Source organism: Rhodococcus sp. NPDC057297 (genome assembly GCF_042667435.1).
In the GTDB taxonomy this organism is placed as follows: Bacteria; Actinomycetota; Actinomycetes; order Mycobacteriales; family Mycobacteriaceae; genus Rhodococcoides.
In genome coordinates, this window is the sequence record NZ_JBHUZE010000008.1 from 98,213 (window position 1) to 118,766 (window position 20,554).

14 protein-coding genes are annotated in these 20,554 nt (G+C 60.6%); 7 read left to right on the plus strand and 7 right to left on the minus strand.

What is annotated here, in order from left to right:
* The first annotated feature begins 4 nt into the window (after positions 1 to 4).
* Positions 5 to 718 carry a GntR family transcriptional regulator gene (locus tag ACFULT_RS21095; protein WP_378482338.1) on the plus strand — a complete coding sequence of 238 codons (714 nt, stop codon included), beginning with the start codon at positions 5 to 7 and terminating at the stop codon, positions 716 to 718.
* A 91-nt stretch (positions 719 to 809) separates the two neighbouring features.
* Positions 810 to 1,430: a maleylpyruvate isomerase family mycothiol-dependent enzyme gene (locus ACFULT_RS21100; RefSeq protein WP_378482339.1), complete on the plus strand. Its 621-nt coding sequence runs from the start codon at positions 810 to 812 to the stop codon at positions 1,428 to 1,430.
* Positions 1,431 to 1,620: 190 nt separating this feature from the next.
* Here the strand turns inward: ACFULT_RS21100 and ACFULT_RS21105 are convergent, their stop codons facing one another.
* The 5 genes from ACFULT_RS21105 to ACFULT_RS21125 form a co-directional block, all read right to left on the minus strand.
* A complete protein-coding gene (locus ACFULT_RS21105) occupies positions 1,621 to 2,400 on the minus strand; it encodes a hypothetical protein (protein ID WP_378482340.1) in 780 nt (259 codons plus the stop codon).
* A 134-nt stretch (positions 2,401 to 2,534) separates the two neighbouring features.
* Positions 2,535 to 3,383 (minus strand): hypothetical protein, encoded by an 849-nt coding sequence (locus tag ACFULT_RS21110; RefSeq protein ID WP_378482341.1) that lies wholly within the window; start codon positions 3,381 to 3,383, stop codon positions 2,535 to 2,537.
* Positions 3,380 to 6,100 (minus strand): helicase-related protein, encoded by a 2,721-nt coding sequence (locus ACFULT_RS21115; RefSeq protein WP_378482342.1) that lies wholly within the window; start codon positions 6,098 to 6,100, stop codon positions 3,380 to 3,382. Before ACFULT_RS21115 ends, ACFULT_RS21110 begins: the two co-directional genes overlap by 4 nt.
* Positions 6,088 to 8,103: a hypothetical protein gene (locus ACFULT_RS21120; protein ID WP_378482343.1), complete on the minus strand. Its 2,016-nt coding sequence runs from the start codon at positions 8,101 to 8,103 to the stop codon at positions 6,088 to 6,090. The genes ACFULT_RS21115 and ACFULT_RS21120 overlap by 13 nt, the downstream gene beginning before the upstream one ends.
* On the minus strand, positions 8,100 to 9,401 hold the full coding sequence (locus tag ACFULT_RS21125; protein WP_378482344.1) for a hypothetical protein: 1,302 nt from the start codon (positions 9,399 to 9,401) through the stop codon (positions 8,100 to 8,102). The genes ACFULT_RS21120 and ACFULT_RS21125 overlap by 4 nt, the downstream gene beginning before the upstream one ends.
* Positions 9,402 to 9,562: 161 nt before the next feature.
* Between ACFULT_RS21125 and ACFULT_RS21130 the strand changes: the two genes are divergently transcribed.
* A complete protein-coding gene (locus tag ACFULT_RS21130; RefSeq protein WP_378482345.1) occupies positions 9,563 to 10,864 on the plus strand; it encodes a hypothetical protein in 1,302 nt (433 codons plus the stop codon).
* Positions 10,865 to 10,875: 11 nt separating this feature from the next.
* On the opposite strand, the gene ACFULT_RS21135 is transcribed toward ACFULT_RS21130, so the two are convergent.
* Both ACFULT_RS21135 and ACFULT_RS21140 read right to left on the minus strand, forming a co-directional pair.
* Positions 10,876 to 11,187 carry a winged helix-turn-helix domain-containing protein gene (locus tag ACFULT_RS21135; protein ID WP_378482346.1) on the minus strand — a complete coding sequence of 104 codons (312 nt, stop codon included), beginning with the start codon at positions 11,185 to 11,187 and terminating at the stop codon, positions 10,876 to 10,878.
* 20 nt (positions 11,188 to 11,207) lie between these two features.
* Positions 11,208 to 11,594, minus strand: coding sequence for a DNA/RNA helicase domain-containing protein (locus ACFULT_RS21140; protein WP_378482347.1), 387 nt, complete (start codon positions 11,592 to 11,594; stop codon positions 11,208 to 11,210).
* 311 nt (positions 11,595 to 11,905) lie between these two features.
* On the opposite strand from ACFULT_RS21140, the gene ACFULT_RS21145 reads away from it, so the two are divergent.
* The 4 genes from ACFULT_RS21145 to ACFULT_RS21160 all read left to right on the plus strand — a co-directional run bounded on the left by ACFULT_RS21145 (position 11,906) and on the right by ACFULT_RS21160 (position 20,312).
* On the plus strand, positions 11,906 to 12,322 hold the full coding sequence (locus tag ACFULT_RS21145; RefSeq protein ID WP_378482348.1) for a hypothetical protein: 417 nt from the start codon (positions 11,906 to 11,908) through the stop codon (positions 12,320 to 12,322).
* Positions 12,323 to 13,002: 680 nt separating this feature from the next.
* Positions 13,003 to 13,236 carry a hypothetical protein gene (locus ACFULT_RS21150; RefSeq protein WP_378482349.1) on the plus strand — a complete coding sequence of 78 codons (234 nt, stop codon included), beginning with the start codon at positions 13,003 to 13,005 and terminating at the stop codon, positions 13,234 to 13,236.
* Positions 13,237 to 13,794: 558 nt separating this feature from the next.
* A complete protein-coding gene (locus ACFULT_RS21155) occupies positions 13,795 to 18,615 on the plus strand; it encodes an AAA domain-containing protein (protein WP_378482350.1) in 4,821 nt (1,606 codons plus the stop codon).
* Positions 18,612 to 20,312: a DEAD/DEAH box helicase gene (locus ACFULT_RS21160; protein WP_378482351.1), complete on the plus strand. Its 1,701-nt coding sequence runs from the start codon at positions 18,612 to 18,614 to the stop codon at positions 20,310 to 20,312. The genes ACFULT_RS21155 and ACFULT_RS21160 overlap by 4 nt, the downstream gene beginning before the upstream one ends.
* The last annotated feature ends 242 nt before the right edge of the window (positions 20,313 to 20,554 follow it).

Sequence of the window (20,554 nt, forward strand, 5' to 3'; positions counted from 1 at the left end):
GGTCATGGTCGATGACTCGGAACCTCGGGTGCTCAAGCATCAAGTCGTGCGTCGCGAGTTGGACGCGCTGCTCGACGATCTGTCGCCGGGGGACCCGTTTCCGTCCGAGCGAGATCTGGCCGAGCGGCACGGGGTATCGCGGGAGACGCTGCGGCAGGCGATGCGAGAGTTGTTGGTAGCCGGGAGAGTCGAGCGCCGAGGGCGCGCCACCGTGGTCGCTGCGCCCAAAGTGGTTCTGCCACTCGCTATCGGCTCCTACACCGAAGCGGCGCGTGACAAGGGGCTGTCGGCAACTCGTATTCTCGTCGGCTGGACCGTCAGCAAGGCCGACGACGACACTGCCGAGCTGCTGCGTGTCGAGCCGGGTGATGCGGTCGTCCAGCTCGAGCGTGTGTTCACGACGGACGGTACACGCGTCGGCCTCGAAACCACGCGCATTCCGGAGTATCGGATTCCCGGTCTGGTGGAGACCTTCGACTACCGCGTCTCGCTCTACGCCGAACTACGCACCCGTGGAGTCGTTTTCGGTCGCGTCGTCGACACCATCGAAACGGTGCTGCCCGACGCCAGAGAAGCTGCTCTGCTGACGGTGGACACCCGGACGCCGATGTTCCTGCTCAATCGTGTCTCCTTCGACAAGGACGGTATGCCCATCGAACAGAGACGCTCCCTCTACCGTGGGGACCGCATGACCTTCACCGCGGAAATGCACGCCTGAGCTGACGTTTCTCTCGGTCGCGATGAATTTTCGGCGGGGGAGGGGTCGACACCCCCAGACCACCCGAAACCGCGGCAAGGAGCATTCAGGCGTGACCGAGAACGTAACCGACGAAAAATTCGTCGCCATGACACGGGACCAGCGAACAGCTACTGCAGAGCTGCTCGGCAGCCTGAGCGAGACGGAGTGGACGCACCCGACCTTGTGCGACGGCTGGACCGTCGAACATCTGGCGGCGCACCTGTCCATGCCCTTCAGAATCGGACTGCCCAGGCTGATGATGGCGATGATCTCGGCGCGGGGAGACTTCGACCGTGCGGCAGACCGATTGGCGCGCCGGGACATCGAGCGTATGACGCGCGTCCAGCTGGTCGAGGTGCTGCACGCCAACGTCTCCACCAAGTGGAAGGTCCCCGGCGGGGACCTCGCGGACTCCTTCTGTCACGACGTCATTCACGGACTTGATCTCACCGAGGGGCTCGGCCGCCCCCACACCGCCACCCCGGAGCAATTGCTGACGACGCTGAACGTCATCAAAACGAAGAACCGAATGGAACACTTCGGCGTCGATCTGCGCGGACACACCGCCGTGGCGTCGGACATGGACTTTCGCATCGGAAAGGGCCTGGAAATCACCCTTCCCGCCGGGCGTCTCGTCCTCCTCCTCACCGGCCGGGAATCAGTGGAGCAGCACCTGAAGCGTGCCGAATAGGCGGTCGAGGTGTTCCAGGCGGTATGGCCTCGGACGCAGCGAACTGAGGGATCATCACTCACCGCTGGGCTTGCCTATTGCCGACTTGGATTCGTTCGGCCGCGCCTGCAGAGCTGCAGGATATTTCGACAATACGACTGCTTGACGTGTTGTTGTGGATGACTGGGTCTCGGGGCGGGGCGACCGACCCTCAGAACAGCTTTGGATCCTCCGACAGCAGTTCGTCGGCGTAGCGATAGTTGCAGCCGAGTTCGCTCGTCATGTTGGCTTCCTGGTTGTCACGGAACCAGGTTGCGCATATTTCCGCAGCCAGGCGGCGATCTCGGGTGAACATGTAGCCGTCTGTGCAGTCGTGGAAGTGCTCTTGCAGGTACCACTTGTCGAGGGTGACTCCGGCAGTGGAGTAGTCGGTCAACATCAGATGGCCAAGTTCGGTGCGAGAACGGCGAACCATGTACACGTCATCGGCCATTACCTGCAGCTGGGCACACGGGACGTCGCCAGGATCGTCCTCGTTCTGGACGTAGTCGTTCGGACCGAGGTCGATGATGAGCGCTACTGGCTGATCGGTGAGGGATTCGACGAGCCATTCGATGGTGTACACCCACTTGTCGAGCTCGATGCGTGTGCCAGTTGGGGTGATGAACGCCTCCACGATCGCGCCGCCATCGATGGGTACAGCCCAGCCGGTGACCGGATCGCCCAACCCGATGAGGTTGAAGTCAGGTTCTTCACTGCGCCATAGGGCCTTCTGTGAAAGCTGACCGAGGTGGACGTTTCCTTCGTGGGCAATCTCCACGGACCACCCGGAGTAGTTGTGTTCGAGGTCTGCGATGACCGCATAGCGCTCCGCGTTGATTGTGGTCGCGAAATACCAACGGGGGCAGACCGAGGCGGGCGCGAGGCGGCTCGAACTGAGCTCCTCGTCGCCGATGTTGCGCGCAGCAGCGTTGTCGCCGGGGACAGACAACTGGATCTCCTCGTGCTGGGGAAGCAATTTTTCCCTCACTGTATCGGCGGGGTACGACATTTCGCCGCTTCGACTGCCTACCAGCGGACGCTCGCCGCGCTTACTCAAGCAGGTCCGGAAAGCGACTGGGTCGACTACCAGCGCCAGTGGGCTGGTCCGGGCGGGGCGTCGCCGAAGACGAAGTGGCACTGGTGGCATAACCAGGACCCGTCCGGGCCGAGAGGGTAATCGGCAGCGTCGACGTCCCAGGGGGCATCAGACGGTTGCACGTCCGTCACATAAGGCTGGTAGACACACTCAGTCGATCGCCTCGCGAAACACCTGGGGCATTGGGGGTTACTCGAGAATCGAAAGTCCAGGTAATTGAGAAATCCTTGGGTGCTCATGTCGAGATAACAAGTCTGGCAGAGGGCGGCAGGCCAATCGGAATAGTGATTTTCCACGTGTGAGTAAGCCGCTGCCAGATGCGTGTGGATCTGATCCGCGGGGTCAGGCTGATTTAGGTCTATCCGGGCATCGCAGTGGGTGCAAAGACTGCCACTGTTCAGAATGACCCGGGCTGCCTCGGCTGTCGATGGCGGAGCAAGTCCGAACTTGTATTGGGTGACGCCCCATCGCTCTCGTCCGAGTGCGTTGAGCAACTTGTCGGCTAGTGGCACGTCGAGAGGTTCCGACTGTGCGGGCAGCGTCATCCACTCCGGAACGACCGGGAGTCGATAGAGGTTGGCGCTTGCCTTGATGTTGAAGCAATCGGCGACGAAGTCCCATCCGATGAACTCGATACAGCCGAACACCCGAGGTGAAGTGTCGAGGACGGTGATCAGCACGTCACCGTCGCGCATCTCGTCACTGTAGAACCACGGCTTGTAGCCGGTCTCGGTCCCCATCAACGCAATGACCGCGTGCTTCCAAGGCCGACCGAATCCGATGAACGCGCGTTGGCCGGGAATCAACTGAATCGGCTCGGCGGGCGGCAGCATCATGTGACGGCCAAATCCATGGTGAGTTCCTCGATCAAAGCTGACGGCAGGGGTAGCTTCTCGCTCTGATCGTCCGCATCGTCTTTGGTTCGCGTATCACCCATGACAACACCGAACCACCGCTCACGGTCCTTCACCACGCGATACATCCGTTCGTCGTGGGTGCCGCCCAGGTATGGCTCGTACACGATGACTGGCTCCCCGGCGAGCAGAGCTGCGGACCCGAGGCGATCCAATCGGCCCGTGCGTTGCTCCAAAGTCGCCGGGTTCCAATCCAGGTCGTGGTGGATGACATGGCGGCACGCGGTGTGGAGGTCGACGCCCTCCGCCATGACCGAACTCGCGATCAACACGTCGGGAAAGAACGGAGAATTGAACGACGCCATCAGGCGCTGCCGTGTCTCGCGGGCCACCTCGCCGTTTGCGAGACGCACGTTGGGCGCGATATTGGTTTGTTGGGACGATTGCTCGCCGGGGTCGATCTCGTCGGTGTCGCCCTCGTCGACGGTGATGTCTCCCGTACGAGTGGTCATGAGAATCTCAAGGATGCGTTCTCTGTCCTCGAGCGGTCGCCGAGACAGAAACACAGCAAACGATTCGATGCGGCGGCGCAAAGAAACCCCGCCTGCGCCGACGGTCTCCAGGCCAGCGAGCAGGTCGTCGACGGTCATGGTCGGCGACAGCGGAGTGAACCTCACCAGGAACGATTCCGTGCGGAGGAAGCGCACGACAACTTCGCCCAGACGACGTCGCGACGGCTCATCCAGCATGGGAGCCCACGACGATGCGGTGTCGCGAATTCGTGTGTATCCCGCTCCGTCACTTCGGAGCAGCCGCGCACTGAGCCGAGTGGTGGCCTCACTGACGGCCGACGGATCTGAGGGATCAATCGACAATGCTGCTGCCGCGCGTTCGGTGGTTCGCTTCTGCAGTGCGCGTGCAATGTGCAGGCGCAACGCTTTTCCGGTCTCGCGGTAGAAGCAGAAGACCAGAACTTTCTCGCCGTCGTCCCACAATTGAAGTGTGCGCTCGACGGTTGCCGCTATTTTGGGATGTCGGGCGTGGCTTGCGGGGTCGTCCGGCAATAGTTTCTCGATGCGGTCCAGGTACCACTTGACAGGTCCCGACACCGTGGCCATCGGCGCCGGAGTCTCGGTATCGTCGGTTGTGGCGGCTCCACTCGACCGAGTGTTGCGATAGGCCTCGAACGAGGAGGCAATTCCGTATGAGAATAGCGAGCGGGTCGAGCCGGTGGCGTCCTTGGACAGTCGCGCTACAGCATCTGCTCGCCCTGCCAACAGGAACGGAAGTGCTGCCGCATTGCTGATCGGCAGGCCTATGTCGCCTGCAGAGCTGTCCAACACAGCTGCGCCAGCACGGTAGCGTCTGCGTTCCAGATCGTTCGGCTTGAGGTGTCGAATGACCCACGGCCGTAGTGCTGCCGCGGCACGAGAATTCGCGATTCGTGCCACAGCTCCTGATGTCACTGCGGCCCGAGCCGCGGAGCTCAATCCGGTCCGTTCGGGTGTGTCGAAACTCGGGAGGTCCACCAATGAAGCGTCTTCGACGGGGTCGATTGCGGACCAACGCTTCTCGAACTGAATGGCGGCCGATCTGGACGAGTCGAGGGCATTGCCCAGGTCTTCGACCGTCGTTTTGAAAGCCTTTCGGTCTTCAGCTGTCTGCCATCGAACGCCGTCGAATCGTCCGAGCACGCTGAGTAGTTCGTGATGCCCGAGCTGGAAGGGGGTTGCAGTCAAGAACAGCATTCGGTCGAACATCCCGCCGAGTGGTCCCTTCAAAGCTTCTGCGTCTTCTTCGGCCTCGTTGGCGAACAGGCTTGACATCGTGTTGTCGTTCTTGACGTGGTGAGCTTCGTCCAGAATCAGAAGCGGAAGATGTACATCCAGTTTGCGCAGGCTGTCCGTCCACGCGTCGCGCATCGCTTTGGTCAACGCAGCTTTCGCCTCCGCCAACCGAGCGTCGAAGTTGGCCGACTGGCGCATCGGCAACAGGGCCAGGGCATCCCTCAGCGGTTCCAGGATGTCGTTGTCGATGGCATCGACGAAGGCCGCGGGGACGGGGTCGTCGTCGAGGGACGTGGAGTTGGAGTACTTGTTCCACAGATCCATCCACTTGTTCTCGGGCGTCTCGAGCATCCACCCGATCAATTCCTCGTCTTTGAAGCGTTTGTCACCCAGTAGGACCGACGCGTTCTTGGCAATCGCGGGCCGCTTCTTCTGCAATTCTGCGCGCCGCCGGCCGGCCCTGCGCAGAAGCGCCAGCCGCACGAAGGGGTCATTCGTTGTCCTGTTGAGCGCGCCGTGAGTCAGGAAGATGATGTGCTTGCGACGGTCTGGTGGGTCGTCAAGTAGCTTGAGGAATTCGATGCCATGACGGACCGCGCCGGAAACTCGTATGTCCGACGCGTCGGACATACACTTCTCTGCGAACGTCGCCCACTCTCGTGGCCACTTGTCCGCGACTGACGGCGGCACCATGACAACGACCGGCTGCTCGTGTCCGGCTGCGCGCACAACGGAAGCCGCCACAGCCAACGCTACGAAGGTCTTGCCCATGCCGACCTCGTCGGCCAAGATCAATCCAGGTTGATGCGTGAAACGGCGGAGGATTTCCGCTGCAGTTTTCTGCTGACGTTCGGCATCGACGGCCGGTACGTTGTCGTTGGCTAGTTCGACCCCGGAACTCAAAGTCCACATGCGGTACGTGCCTCCTTGAATGCGTCGGCGGCGTACTCGATCGTTTCCGAGCCGACCTCGTCGTGAGCGAGGGAGCCTTGGTATTCCTCTATGGCGGAGAATGCCTCGGTGAGAATCGACTTGGCGACACCAGTGTCGATTCGTTGCAACGCGGTCGTCCAATCGACGGTACCGAGCGTCAGCGCGATCTCGGCCAACAGAAAATGACGTTCGCTGGCTGATTCCGCTTCGACTCCAGGCTTGTCCGATGTAAGAAGCCGGGCGATCTCGACGGGACCGATGATCCCGAACAGACGGCTGCGCAGAACTGCCGGCGATGATGCACGGGTACTCAGGCGCTCACGCATTCCCCATAGTGCGACGGACCGCGTCCGAGTCCGATGTAGGAGAAGCCCACTCGTGTCGAACCTACGAAGCGCGTCCGTGGGGTCTGCGCCCGCGGCTTTACGTGCTTCGTTCTTGCGGAGTTCGTGTTCGACGGCAGCGGGAATGGGGCGCGTCGAACTCAAGGCGTCCAGTAGTAGCTGAGCCGGAAGGTCTGCGAGTTCATTCGGCAGCGGCAGCGTGCTGGGGTCAGCTACGTTGACGAACCACTGCGCAGTCTTCTTCTCCCCGTCTTCCGTCCATGTGGCCGTGAGAAATGACGGGACGCGAGACCTGTCGATGTCGACGACGATGGACGTAGGTTGCGACTGTGCGCGCCATGTTCGCTGTTCAGTGGTCGTTGTGCCGACCGTTTCGTACACCGACCAGTTGTTCGGTTCGCTGTGCGAAGTATCGAAACTCAAAGTCAGCGACGCGGTGGTGGGCGTGACGTCGACGGTGCACCACTTGAAGAATGAAGGCAAAGAGGGTAGTTCGGTGCTGTCTTCGTCGATTTCGACGACCGTCGCGGAACTCAGATCGACCGACCCCTGCGCCTTGACCAGGTTGCGTAGTGCACGACCCGTGGGCGAGGAGCGTGCAGCACCGATCCAGATATTGAGTTCGCGGTGTCCGCGCGTCGGGTGAAGGCCCCAACCGGCCGACGTGGCATTCGACGATCCGATAAGGCACGCGACCCATTCGTCGTTCTCCAAAAGAAGGGTCTTGGCATGCAGCGTGCGCTGCTCTTTGTCCACGGGTTCCAGGGCGCGGACTTTGTCGACCTGACCGGCAAGTTCGCGAGGCGCCATGATGGCGCCGAGCACGTCGGTTCCCAAGACGGCCGTCACACTGCGCGCCGTCTTTGGTTGCCCAGTCAGGAGCGCGTAGATGGCGTTCATCGCTGACTTGCTTGTGGCTGCGTCCCAAAAGGGCGACAAGACAGTGGCGCGCAGGGGTTTCTTCGATGTGCGCCATACTGATTCGTAGGCATCCAACGGGGACCGCCCGGGCGCTGAGGGTGCAACGGCCAGATGGACTGGATTACCGTTCGGTGATGATGGGGCGTGCGCGTCGATCCGTTCGGTGACGAGGTCGAGCGTGCCGACAGCGCGGTTCAGGGATGGCTCCGCCTCGACGGGGAGGAGAGCAAGGTAGGAACGGAGCTCGTCGACGATTCCGGTCAGGGTACCGCGGGGAACTTGGCACCCCTCTGCGATGTCGAACGCAACTGCCGCTTCGAGCTGCCGCCGATAGCCTGCCGGGGTCAGGTTTGCAGACCCCACGACGATGCGCGCATGGTGTTCCCACACAAGAACAACGACTTTCGCATGGAGCAGGCCGTGTCCGGTCGCAACAGGCAGGATGTCCCATCGGAGGTTTCGCCTGTCGGCTTGTGTTCCCCTGTCTATCAAGACGGAGACAGCGGTGGTCTCACTCAGTCGTAGTTCTTCTTCGAATAGTGCTGCGGTGGAACTGATCTTGTCACCCTCACCCGTCACTGCGGACAGGGCGAGAAACCGACTGAGGCAATCGTCGGTGAAGAACTGCGAATCGAACGTGTAGGTAGTGGCCAGGGCGGCTATCGCCGAGCCGCTTCCCGCGGGGGCAGACCAGTGATCCAGCATCTTCGCGGTCATATGGCTGTGTCCCAAAGAAAGCGACGCAGCGCTTGGACGCGCGTCGGGTGAATAAAGGGCCCATCCAGAGCTGGCTGCACGCTCACTTCGTAGCCTGGTCGCACCAGCCATCCGTCCCGGTAAGGCTCGAACCAGGACCGCTTGCCCAGGGGCGGCTTCGACGCCTGAATGCTCGAATGGTGGTTCATAATGAGCTCAGCCAAGTCCGCCGGGGTTGTCGAGTCTGCGAACTCCGAGAACCGCGTGTCGAACTCGATTGTGGATGACAGTACGGATCCAAGGGTGTCAGTGACGCGCCGGTGCAAGCCGGGTAGTCGGGCTGCCGACTCGACGAAGGTCGGATGCTCGTGTATCGATGCTGGGGTGATCGGCGTGGTGTTGAGGGAGTACGACACGTGGCACAGCGTGCGGAAGCAGACGTCGAGCGTGCGAGCAAAGTTCTCGTACGCCACCACCGCATCGAGAATTTGACGGAGTTCCGCTGACGCGGCATCGGCGATGACAGCGATTGCCTCGCGCTCGGTCATTGCGTCATCGAGTCCGACTTCAAGGAGGCGTGCGAGTTCGCTGCGGAGTGCCGGGCCGTCGTCGAAGGCAGTCCGGAGCTCGCAACGTTCGCCAGCGCCAGCGTCGTCGGGGTCGAGTGCCTCGGCGAGTGTTCGAATTGCTTTGCCGGTCGGTGCCACCTCGCACCGCATGGTATCGAAACTGCGCCTCATAGCGGCGTGGATATCTTTGCGTAAGTCTCCTCCTGGGGAGCCGGCCTTGCCGTCGAGAAACCCAGTGAGGCTCGATTCTCGTTCCCACGCCTCGATCAGGGCAGGCTGCCGGCGGCCTGGTGACAGCGTTCTCGTCACGATATCGAGGTCGGTCGCCAGTGGCTTGTAGACACCGTGAAAACCGAAGACTGACGGCCCCTTCAAATACGAGTTCGCGGACAGCCTGTCTCGCCGGTCCTTCACCGCCCTGGCCTTCTGCAGACCGGGGATGCCGCGCAATGCGGTGTTGGAGCTGCGCGCGAACGCTTCCAGGACGATCCACTCGAACGCGATCTGTGGTGTGGTTACACCGTCCTTGGCCCGCTCGGACTCGAACGGCTCGCACACGACGGAGCCCACAGCCATGGCGGTCAGTAGGCGATAGCGGGACATTCGCGCTCTGAACCCGGGGACCAACACGTCGGACAATCGCTCCGAGATCGCCCCTAGTCCCATCGGGTCGAGGCTGCCTTCCCCGGAGACCGGCGGGTCGAACGTGGACAGTTGGGGGAGCGTGAACCCGGCTAGAGCTGAAGTCACGCGCTCACCCGGCGGGGAATTTTCGCAAAGAGGGCCACGAGTCGGTTCTACCAGTTCGGTTAGCAGTGCGCAGGGAGTCGAGGAACTGTTCATGCTGTAACAAAACCGGGCAATCGCCTATATTCGGGCGAACACTTTCGCCTCGCTACAGGATGGACCACATGACAGACGAGTCTTTGCCGACCCCGTATTCCGAAGACGACCAGGCTTTTCTGGCGAGCGCTGGTATCGCGGTCTCGGTCCAACCGGAAGGTGTTCTGGTGTCTGGCGACGACGTAGCCGTAGAGGGCTACCTGGCTCGGATCAAGGACCTCGCCGGTGATGCGGTTCAGGTGACGGGCGTGGACAAGACGTCGTTCACGTCAGCTGCTGCGGTGGCCGGTGCCGCGGCCACCAACGCCGTAGGACAGGGGCAGTTTGTCCGACTCTCTCCTGAGAGTCTGAAGATGCTGCAGTCGTATCGAGTCATGCCCGGGACCGGCGGATACAACCGTATGACCGTCGTCGACGCGTCGCACAAGTTCCGCGGGCAGATGCAGTGGCAAAACGTGTCGATGACGCCGACACGTGCGTTGGGCGTTCAGATGCTCGCAGTCCAGATTGCTTTGCAAACTGCGGTTCAGTCCGTTGCCGATGCAGTCGAGCGTGTCCAGGGAACCGTCGACAAGATCCTTGTTCTGGCACAGGCGTCGCAAGTAGGTGACGTTGTCGGCAACCATGAGGCGCTCTCACGAATTGCGAAGGTTTTCGGAGAGACTGGTGCGCTGCCAACCGCCGACTGGGAATCCATCGCGTCTCTCGGTCCCGTTCTCGAGGTTGGTATCGCGAGGTTGCGCGAGCATGCCAAGCGCACCGTAGCGGGTTTCGACTCACTGAAGCCGGTTCAGGATCGGGCGAGTTATCTCAAGAACGCCGTGGAGGACAAGCGGCTCGGAGAGACGTTGCAGCTTTTGGTGATTGCGGAGCAGTCGTTGTACTTGTGGCAAAAGATGCGCATCGAGCGTGTTAGAGCCACCGAGCCGGAGCACCTCGAAACCGTTGTGAAGTCTGCCCGGGTGTTGCTGCTGGAACACTTCGAGCGGGACGGCGAACTACTCATCCACGCCAGAAGCGAGCTAGCCAATTATGCGACGGTCAAACCGCTCGAGATCGTTCGATGGATCTCGACCAGTGACCTGAAGCGTGACATATCGTCCCTGCGTCAAGATCTCGACGACTTCGCCAGCGCCAGGGGTAGCCAGGTTGCAGGATGGATCGAGCACGAGGACCCTTCGATCTCGGACGCGCTGGCAGAAGTAGGCAACCGCGCTAAGGCGGTCGGTGGTGCTGCTGTCGCGATCGGAGGCAAAGCAGTCGACGCCGGTGCAAGTGGCCTCGGATGGCTCGGCCGCAATCTCCAGAATGTCGCGGTGGGTCGTAAGTCAGCCGAGCCAGCCAGGCCGTCGGTCAATCCCGATAAATAAGCCACGGTTAGTCAGTTGAAGCTCGAACGGATTCGGTCGTAGTGTGCTCGGCCCTTGGCTGTCAGGCGCCACACACCGCGACCGGATTCGCTTACTGGGGCCAAGATTCCGGACTTGACAAGATTGTTGCGCTCCCAGGCAGTCTGGTTGTGCCACTTCACCTCTTTGCCCGACGGCTGCAGTTGCCAATCCACCGCATTCAGAAGATGTCCGAACCTGCCCTCCATAGCTGCGAGCGCTTGCGCTTTCGTGACCTTTCCAGAATTCTCACCGAGAATCAGGATCAGCCAATCCCCAAGTAGAGCTTGTGAAGTTGCACGCAAGATCCTTGCCTCCAATGTTCCTACCGTACTGACGCGAGTTCCTTCAGTGCTTCTAGCGTCTCGGGGTCCGTCGAGTAGATGACCGTGCCGATCATTCCGCGGGTCAGGAGCACCTTGTAAACATTCCGGACCAAGTGATCGAACCGCAGATCGCTAACTTTTTCACTGGACTTGAAGGCAGGGTCCTTGTTGAACTCGCGGCGTGAAACGAACTTACCGCTTCGCCAGACAAGATCGGGTCCGAGAATGACCCCGCTCCAGTCGTACTCGAAACCTTTTGCGGTGTAGACGCATCCGACTTGAGCATCGCCTCCAATAACTGCTCGACAAACGAATTCGGATCGGAGATCCCTAGGACATGATCGGCGGTAGTGCGAAGCAGTGTCAATATTTCCCCAAGGCAGCACGAATCGATTCGTGCGGGTGGGGCATATCTTGACACTGCTGGAGCGAGAAGCCCGTCGGGCCGCGTGCCAATGCTAGAGGAGAGAGCGGCAGGGGGCGGGGTGTGACGCGCGCCAGCGACGAGTCCCCAGTCGATCTCGCTCACTGGTCGCCGTCGGCGGCGCGTCTGGCAGGATTGCGAGTAGGGGCACACCGAACTCTTCGAACCCGCTAACGTATCTGAATGACCACCCTCGAAGAGGTGATGGGTGATTAACGTGCGTTCGCAGTCGAGCGCGACTGGGGCCAGTTTCACACTCCCAAAAATTTGGCATTGGCTCTCGGCGGCGAGTTCGGCGAACTAGCTGTTGCGGTGGCGAGTGCGTTCTCTTCGCCCGGAGCCCGCGTCAACCTGGCTGCTTTGGAGTTGGTCACAAGCGAAATCGCGGATGTCACGTTGTATCTGGTCCGGCTGTTCGACGTTCTGGAGTTTCCGCTGCCGTACGGTCCTGACCTCGAGCGCGCGAGGCGATCGCCCACTGAGCAGAGCCACCCAGTGTTCGACTCGCTAGCGAACCTTGCCGGGACCATCGGCTCGATCCTCGAATTCTGGCAGTGGACTGATTCCAGCAGTAGTACTGATGCGTTTGCGGAGGTGGAAGTACGACTGGCTGCAGCATTGCGAGACCTCACGAGTTTGGCAGACCTGGTGGGGTTGAGCTGGCGAGCGTCGCACGTGCCAAGCTTCTGAAGAACGCTGAGAGATGTCCCGTCCACAAAGCTTTGGGTCCAGTGCGAAGTACACGCAACACGGTTGAGCTGAGGTACGGAGTAGACGCGTGTATCCGGCGAGCGCTCTGGCAACTTGGCGGGTGGTCGGCCCTGGCGCCATAGGTAGGTCTGTTCATTCATCCGAATGATTCTCGGCCCGGTAAATTTTGGGGTATTCGACATTTCACACTCCGGGCGATGTCAACAGTGCAGATAGAGACGATTTCGTCTTCATCAGGGTGCCGCTAGCCGTCTGGTGGTTCGCGTCATCTCGCCGGTGAGTGTCACCCACTCCCTATAAGTTGAGTCCTGATCAGTTAGTTCGAAATGTAAGGATTCGACGTCGGCTTCAGATGACGCTGAGCTCCGCGGACGCGTACGGCGCCTGCTCAAGTTCCTGCGCGAGACTGTTGGTGCCCAGTCCAAGCCGATTCGCCAGTACGGCGTCGACGCCCGCGTCGAGTGGCTGTTCGACGATGCCCGACCCCTCGACGTGAATACCGACGTCGCCCCAGGTGACGTGGCGGTTCGCATTCCGCGCACCAGTATCGAGCAGCCACCTGGACTTCCGGTCGAGTTAGAGAAGCACATAGACGAGACCACCACCCCGCCCTCGGTCAAAACGGGTGCACCCACCGAAGCCCACGACTGGCTTCACGCATGGACCGGCTGGCACTCGAAGACCAAGCACGCCGACCCCTCGCCGAACTCTTTCGATCCGTCGGCCTCATGCTCCACGACCTCGGCACCCAGCCCGAGTCCCTCGAACTCGTCATCGCCTCCGGCTACCTCGACGCCACCATCGCTGACCAGCGCATCGCCACGCACCTCATCACCCAGCAAGCCAGCATCAGCCGCGAGGACTCCACCGGTGACCTTCTCTATATCGACTGAGCCCGACTATAAGTTTTTGCGCAAGACTGTTGTTCCCCAGTCCGAGCCGACATGCCGAGGGGTGACTGCCGCTCCCACGACGTAGCCGACAATCGCGCGTAGAGACCCGACCAAGATTAATTCATTCGAATGAATCTTGCGCGTAGCTCGGTGGCTGTTCAGCAAGCCACGCGGTCCTGACCTCTCACAACGGTTTCCATCACGACGAGAATCGCAACGGCCCGGCTACAAGTATCGTGACTGGTGTCGGTATGTCCGGATACATTGACACTGCAACTGTTACTGCAGAGAGGTTCTTGTATGCCGGGTGGCGACGACGCCGAGCTCCGTGGACGTGTACGCCGCTTGCTCGAGTTTTTACGCGAAACCGCGTCCTCACAGTCCAAGCCTGTGCGCGCGTACGGGCCTTCGACGCGAATGGAGTGGGTTTATCGAGCTGATCGGCCGCTTGATGTCGACGAGTCCGCCGCTCCGGGAGAGGTTGCGATTCGCATCAGGCGGACAAGTGTCAAACCGCCGCCATCTCCGCCCAGTGAGATAGCGGGAGTCATCGCCGGAGTGGTCGACGAGTCGTCCACGAAGCCGGCTCTAGCCGAACCGCAGCCAGCCGACATTCGCGCACACTTCGAAACATGGATGACGTCGTGGCGTGCGTGGGCTGCAGAAGACAAGCGCCTTCGTCCTCACGCCGAGCTGTTCCGCTCAGTTGATCGGATGCGTGACGACCTGACCGCTCAGCCGGAGTCCCTTGAGCTCGTGGTTGCTGCGGGTTTCCTGTCATCAGCGATCGGCGCTGTGTTCGTCGACGCGCACCTGATTACCCAAACGGCGGACATCACGCGAGACGAAGCAACCGGCGACCTACTGGTCCGTCTGACCGAGGGAAGCACACCCAGACTCGAAGATCGTCAGCTTTTCGCGGGACTCGACAACCTGGATCCCGCGGTGTCGGTGAAAATCGAACGACGGCTCAGCGAGACGATCAGCAACCCGTTGTCTGCTGACTCGTCAGTGATATTGGCCAATTGGGCTAGCAAGTCGCTTGCAGGAAAGACCCGACATGTCAACGATCGTTCCGTACCGCCTGCTGCCCGTAGAGGAACGCTCCGATCATCGCCGGCGTTGGTATTGCGCAAACGGACCAATTTTGCGCTTGTGTCGTACTACGACGCGATGATCGCCGCACTCGATGGAGGAGCGACGGTGCCACTCGGCTTGGCTCAACTCGTCGAGAGCATCGACTCGACCGCACGCCTGGAGTGGCTGGGCAAGTCATCGGCAGATCCGACCCTTGAGCCTCTGTTTCCTCTGCCGGCTAATCGCGCGCAGGCGAGCATCATGGACAGACTCGCACTCGATACGGGAGTGGTCGTCGAAGGCCCTCCAGGTACTGGCAAGTCTCACACCATAGCTAATGTGATGTCGGCACTCATGGCGCAAGGTCAGCGCGTGCTCGTCACAAGCGAGAAATCTCAGGCCCTCCGCGTCCTTCGAGACAAGCTCCCGACCGAACTGCAGGACCTGTGCGTGTCGATCACCGATCTCGCTCGCGGGGGATCGGAAGAGTTGAACCGTAGTGTGTCGACGATTGCGGAACGCCGAAACAACTTCGAGGTCGACAAGGCGGACCGTTCGATCGAAGACCTCGCGAAGCGTCGAAGCGGTGCACAGTATCGGAGGTATCAACTCGAAGATCGGTTGATCGGTGCCCGCTCTGCAGAGTCCGAGGCCCACGACTTCGGCGGGAAGTTCACGGGAACGCTGTCCGATGTGATCAGTACTCTTGGATTAACTGCGACGCAATCAAGTTGGCTGCCAGGTCCGCTGTACGTTGAACACCCTCCACTTACAACGGGCGAGTTCGTCGAACTGACGACGCTCCTCGATGCTGTGAAACAGCAGGCAGAAGACAGACGCAACCAGACTCTGCCGCCGCTCGCGAAGCTGCTTCCCGCTGCATCTTCTGTGCGCCGTTTGTGCGCGAGAGCGCAGCAGCGGGACACCAACGCTTCATTGGCGGAGCTGCCACTTTCGGAGGTCAAGCGGTTGGCAGCGATGTGCCGTAAAACTCTGGCAGACGCCGGTCGCCTCGACCGGTCGTACTTGCAATTGGTCGATGCTGTCTTGAATGACTCGCTGGGCCATCACTGGACGCGCGCCCAGTCGATCGGCCGGCTGTTGGAGCATGCCGTTGCGTCCGATTCTTTGATCGGCTTGGCCAACGTCGAAGTGGACGTGATCGACCGCAACGCATTGGACGCGTTCGAAGCCTTGGCTCGGCTGTACGAGGACGGACCGTTCGACAAGCTCAGATGGCTTCGGACGCCCCGAGAGCAAATTCGTGTCGACGACCTGCAAGCGAATGCTCGGGTCGACGGGGCACCTGCGACCACCGCGGCTCAGATCCGGTTGGTCGCGGAACACCTGAGCGCCCACTTAGCAATCAACGATGCGATCGCGCTCGCTTCCGCCCTTCGGGTTCAAACAATTTCTACGGGGCAATCGAGGCCGGACCGCATCACCCATGTGCAACGAATTTGGGCTCAGCTATCCGCTGTGCACAGCATCGTTTCCCAAGTCGAAGTTCTGGGCCGAGAAACGTCTGGCTATCTCACAGTCGACGACCTAGGCGGAGTCCGTGGTGCTGCCGGCATTCTCGAATCGACGATCAACAGTGCAGATTCCGCGGCTGCTCTGGCTGAGCTAGCAGTTATCGCCGATGCATTCGAGGGCGCAACTGGCGGTGCGGACAGCGCGGAGTCGGCGGCGTTGTGCGACGCGCTGCGGATCGGCGACGTCGGCCACTTCGACGGCACGTTGGCGCCGTATGACGTGGCGGTACGGCAGCAAGCTGAACAACTACGACTCGACGAATTAGTCGGGGTCGTGGATTCGGTTGCGCCGACATTGCGGGAGTCGCTCTCTGCCGAACATGACACCGATTGGTCCACACTATCCTCGTCCTTCGAAGAAGCATGGGCGTGGCGTTGGGCGCGCCAAGAAGTCGAACAGCGATTGACCCGACCCGACGAAGTCGATCTTGACGACCAATTCGACAGCGTCGATGCTGAGATCGCTGCACTTACTGCAACATTGGCGGCTGAGTCTGCCTGGCGTGCTTGCCTACGGCGGATGTCGTCTCGTGAAATGCAAGCCTTGCGCACGTATCAGGACAACGTCAATCAGCTCGGATTGGGAAATTCGAAGCACTCGCAGCGCTACCGAGCTGCAGCGCGTGCAGCGCTACACGAAGCACAGTCTTCGGTCCCCGCGTGGATCATGCCAATCCGCCAAGTGTTGGCGACAATCGAGCCCAAGCAGGACATGTTCGACGTCGTGATCGTCGACGAGGCGAGTCAGGCTGACCTGAGCAGTCTGTTCTTGATGTGGCTCGCACCTCGTGTCATCGTCGTAGGAGACGACAAACAGTGTGCACCGGACAGGGTTCCCCAGACGAGCTCGGATGCCGTCTTTCGGCGTTTGGACATGTATCTCGACGACTTGCCGATTCACGTGCGAAACAACTTCGGCTTGGGCGCCAGTCTGTTTTCGTTGCTGCACAATCGATATGCTCAGCCCGTCCAGCTCCGTGAGCACTTTCGATCTATGCCGGAGATCATCGAGTGGTCGTCGGCGCAGTTCTACCCGGGTCGCCCGCTCGTTCCCGTCCGTCAGTTCGGTGCAGAGCGTTTGCGGCCGCTTCGATCGACTTATGTAGCAGCGGCGCACACAACCGGCTCAAGCGCGACGCTGGTCAACGAGGCCGAGGCTAGGTCTCTGGTTGACTGCTTGTGTGACTGTTTGGCCGATCCTGACTACGAAGACAGGACACTCGGCGTAGTTGTTCTACAAAGTGCGGCTCAAGCCAAACTCATCAGATCGCTCATGGACGCACGCATCCCGGCGGAACAGCGTGATGCGCGACGGCTACGCGTTGGCACGGCACCTGATTTTCAAGGCGATGAGCGGGACGTCATGTTGTTGTCTATGGTGATCGCGCCCGGCACGGCGACCAGTGTTCTGAAACGCGAGCTTTACCAGCGAAGGTTCAACGTCGCAGCGTCCCGTGCGCGAGATCAACTGTGGTTGTTTCATTCGGTCAAGACAACGGATCTATCGTCACAGGATTTGCGCACATCGCTGCTCTCCTACATCGAAGCCGCACCGACTGTTCCGGTGCGACCGATGCCTTCGGATGTGGGCAGCACACGACAGCATGCGGACTTCTCGTCCATGACAGCACAGTTGGTCTTCCTGTCACTCCGCACTTTCGACTACCACGTCAATCCTGCTGCTGCCATCAATGAGCTGGTACTAGATCTCGTGGTGACGGGTGCAGAGGCGAAACTTGCGATTGAGTGCGACGACGAACGGGTGCGTTCCAGTGACGAGATCACTGAGCGCCTTCGTCGCGAATTAGACCTTCGAAGAAGTGGCTGGACATTTTTTCGGGTCCGCGCGTCCGAGTTCGCTTCGGCGCCCGATCGTGTCCTCGTTCGCTTGGTCGAGGTACTCGACGGTTTAGGCATCCTGCCAGGGGAGGTCGGCAACGACAGCCCCGAAGATGGTCGAGCGTGGAAACCTGTAACACTACTGCTCGACGACGCCGCCGAGGCTGACGAGGCTGACGAGGAGGCAGCGGAGGCAGAGGTCGCGGTTCCGGGCCCGATGGCCGAGGACCCATTGGTAGAGGCAACGGTCGCACCGTTGCCGGTGGTCATCGAAGTCAAGTCTCCGGTTCGCAAGAATGACGGGCTGTCCGTAGAGCTGGAACCTGGCGAAACGCGCCCTCCAAGGTTCGATGATCGAACAAGTATCCGAGTCGACTCCAGGTACGGAGGCAGGGGACGAGTCTCTGCACCAGCGACTCAGCCGAGCAAGTCGGTGTCGCAAGACGATGTGATCAAGTCCATCGTGTACGCCCAGCAACGCAAACAGTTCTCCGCAGGGAAAACGGCCTCCGATCTCGGGGTCTCGATTGACGACGTCAATAACGCCGTATCAGTCATCGAGATGCGACAGGCGGAGCTCCGTCGCTCTGCCCAGAAGATGGTCACGCCGGCGGCTATGCCTCGTCGTGTGACAATTCGGCCTGCCATGCCGGCAGTCGAACGGCGTAACGGTATTGAAGCGCTGCCTGCCGAAGTTCAGGGTCAGTTGGCGTCACTGCCTGCTGCAAGCAATGCAGCAGCGCGCGTTGTTCTGCTGGCTGCCGCAAGGCCGAATTCACCATTGACGGTCAGGCGGAGTGCGCTCTTGACCGGTATGAATCCAGAGGACGCCGAGTCGGTTCTCGAGAATATGACTCACCGCAACGAGCTGGTACAACGTCAACGCGGAAAACTAGTCGAGTGGGTAAGACCAGGAGCACGGGCATGACAACGGGGCCGTTGCGAGATTGGCAAAAGGAAGCTTTCGCGAAGTGGCGCGGTACCGGTTGTCGTGCAGTAGTGGAGGCTGTCACCGGCACGGGTAAGACTCGAGTCGGAGTCGCGGCTATTGTCAATGCGCTGAGCATGGATCAGCGCGTGCTGGTCGTCGTCCCCGGAGTAGAGCTTCTCGAGCAGTGGTACGCGGAGCTTAAGCGGCAACTGCCAACGGTTGCGGTGGGTCGTCGCGGTAACAACCACCGCGACGACTTTCGGCGCAGCCGAGTGTTGATCAGCACCATTCAGTCGGCTATCTCCAAAGGGGCGCCGCGTCCGCCCGACGGCTCACTTCTCGTTGCCGACGAAGTGCATTACTATGCAACACCCGGTAACGCCAGAGTCTTGACGGATCGATTCATACACAGGCTCGGCTTGACCGCGACCCTTGAGCGCCAGGATGACGGAATTGAAACCTACATTCAGCCGTACTTCGAAACCGTCATTGTTGGGTGTGACTTCGCGCGAGGGATGCGCGACGGGATTCTTGCACCGATTCGATTGCTGACCGTGGCCGCTAATTTCACGCCTCAGGAGCGAACAGCCTTCGAAGAACACAACGCGATAGCCAAGCAGGCCAGGGCCGACCTCATCCGGCTGTATCACGTGGCCGCTGCGCCGTTCGGCCGGTTCATGAAAGAGGTCGACAAGCTGTCCGGCCAGCGTGCTCTGCCGGAGGGCAGACTTGCGGACCGGTTCCGCAGCGCATTTGTCCGGCGAGAAGCACTCCTGGCCGACTGCACGGCGAAGTTGGACGCGCTCGGGGCGCTCGGACCGGCGCTTGAGAAGTCAGAATGTTCGATCGTGTTCTCCAAGACCGCGCTGTCGAGCAATCGAGGAGCGGAAGCACTCCGCAATCTAGGTTTGAAGTCGGGCGCTTACTCCAATGAGCTGAAGCCATTGGAACGCACAAGGATGTTGCAGCAGTACAAGTCCGGAGCTCTGACCAATCTGGTCGCATCGCGAGTCCTGGATCAGGGCGTTGACATCCCGGCCGTCGACGTCGGGGTGATTATCGCAAGCTGCAGTTCTCGACGACAGATGATCGAACGGATGGGGCGGATCCTACGGCTAAAGCCCGGCGGTCGTGCCGCAGTCTTTGTGATCGTGTACGTCCCGGGAACGTCCGAGGATCCAGCGTTTGGAGCGCATCAGGCGTTCTTCGACGAGCTGCTGGAGGCAGCAGTGGAGAAGGTCGACGTTCCCCTGAGTGATGCGGGCGCCGCACTCGCAAAGTGGTTGGAACCGGATTCAGAGATCGCATCTGTGGTTAGTCCGATTGCGCAGCCAGTCTTCGTCGAACCGGTCCAGCAACCTCGCCAAGCAGTTCCGCCGGTGCAAAGTCCACCGGCTGCGAGTTTACCTACCTTTACGATTCGAGACGTTCTACTAGCTGCCCACGCTGCTCAGCCAGAGGTCGCCGATGCTTTATTGCGTATGTGTGCATCGGTTAACGCTCGGATTGCCTCAGTTGTAATTGAGTTGTACGGGCTCGACGGTGAACCTCCGCGTTCGCTTCGACAACTCTCGGACAAGATGAAAATCCCGGCCGACGAAGTCGCTCAGTTGGATAGGCGCGGCGTGGCAGCGTTGGAGCTTCTGAGTAGAACACTCTCGGAAACAACGAGACGGGCTTTAATTGCCTCCTAGCAGGAAAACCACGCGGGGGACTCTCGTTCTGCAATCTGCCTCGCAGCGCTATGCAGGGCTTCCGCGGTGGCGTGCGCACCAACCGGGTTCAGTGAAATTCAGGTCCCCAGAAATGACCAATTGGTCGCAGAGTGCGTCCCGTCGCAGCCGTAACCGGTGCCAAAATTCTCTCGCAACGGCTGGCCGTTACTCGACCTGACGTGTTGTGCATACGTGAGCGTGGACTGTGGAGACAGAGGGAA

Bases quoted from the DNA above. Each gene is read 5' to 3' on its own strand.
- ACFULT_RS21095 (WP_378482338.1), top strand. From the start codon at position 5: ATGGTCGATGACTCGGAACCTCGGGTGCTCAAGCATCAAGTCGTGCGT.
- ACFULT_RS21110 (WP_378482341.1), bottom strand. From the start codon at position 3,383: ATGATGCTGCCGCCCGCCGAGCCGATTCAGTTGATTCCCGGCCAACGC.
- ACFULT_RS21115 (WP_378482342.1), bottom strand. From the start codon at position 6,100: ATGTGGACTTTGAGTTCCGGGGTCGAACTAGCCAACGACAACGTACCG.
- ACFULT_RS21120 (WP_378482343.1), bottom strand. From the start codon at position 8,103: ATGACCGCGAAGATGCTGGATCACTGGTCTGCCCCCGCGGGAAGCGGC.
- ACFULT_RS21130 (WP_378482345.1), top strand. From the start codon at position 9,563: ATGACAGACGAGTCTTTGCCGACCCCGTATTCCGAAGACGACCAGGCT.
- ACFULT_RS21150 (WP_378482349.1), top strand. From the start codon at position 13,003: ATGGACCGGCTGGCACTCGAAGACCAAGCACGCCGACCCCTCGCCGAA.
- ACFULT_RS21160 (WP_378482351.1), top strand. From the start codon at position 18,612: ATGACAACGGGGCCGTTGCGAGATTGGCAAAAGGAAGCTTTCGCGAAG.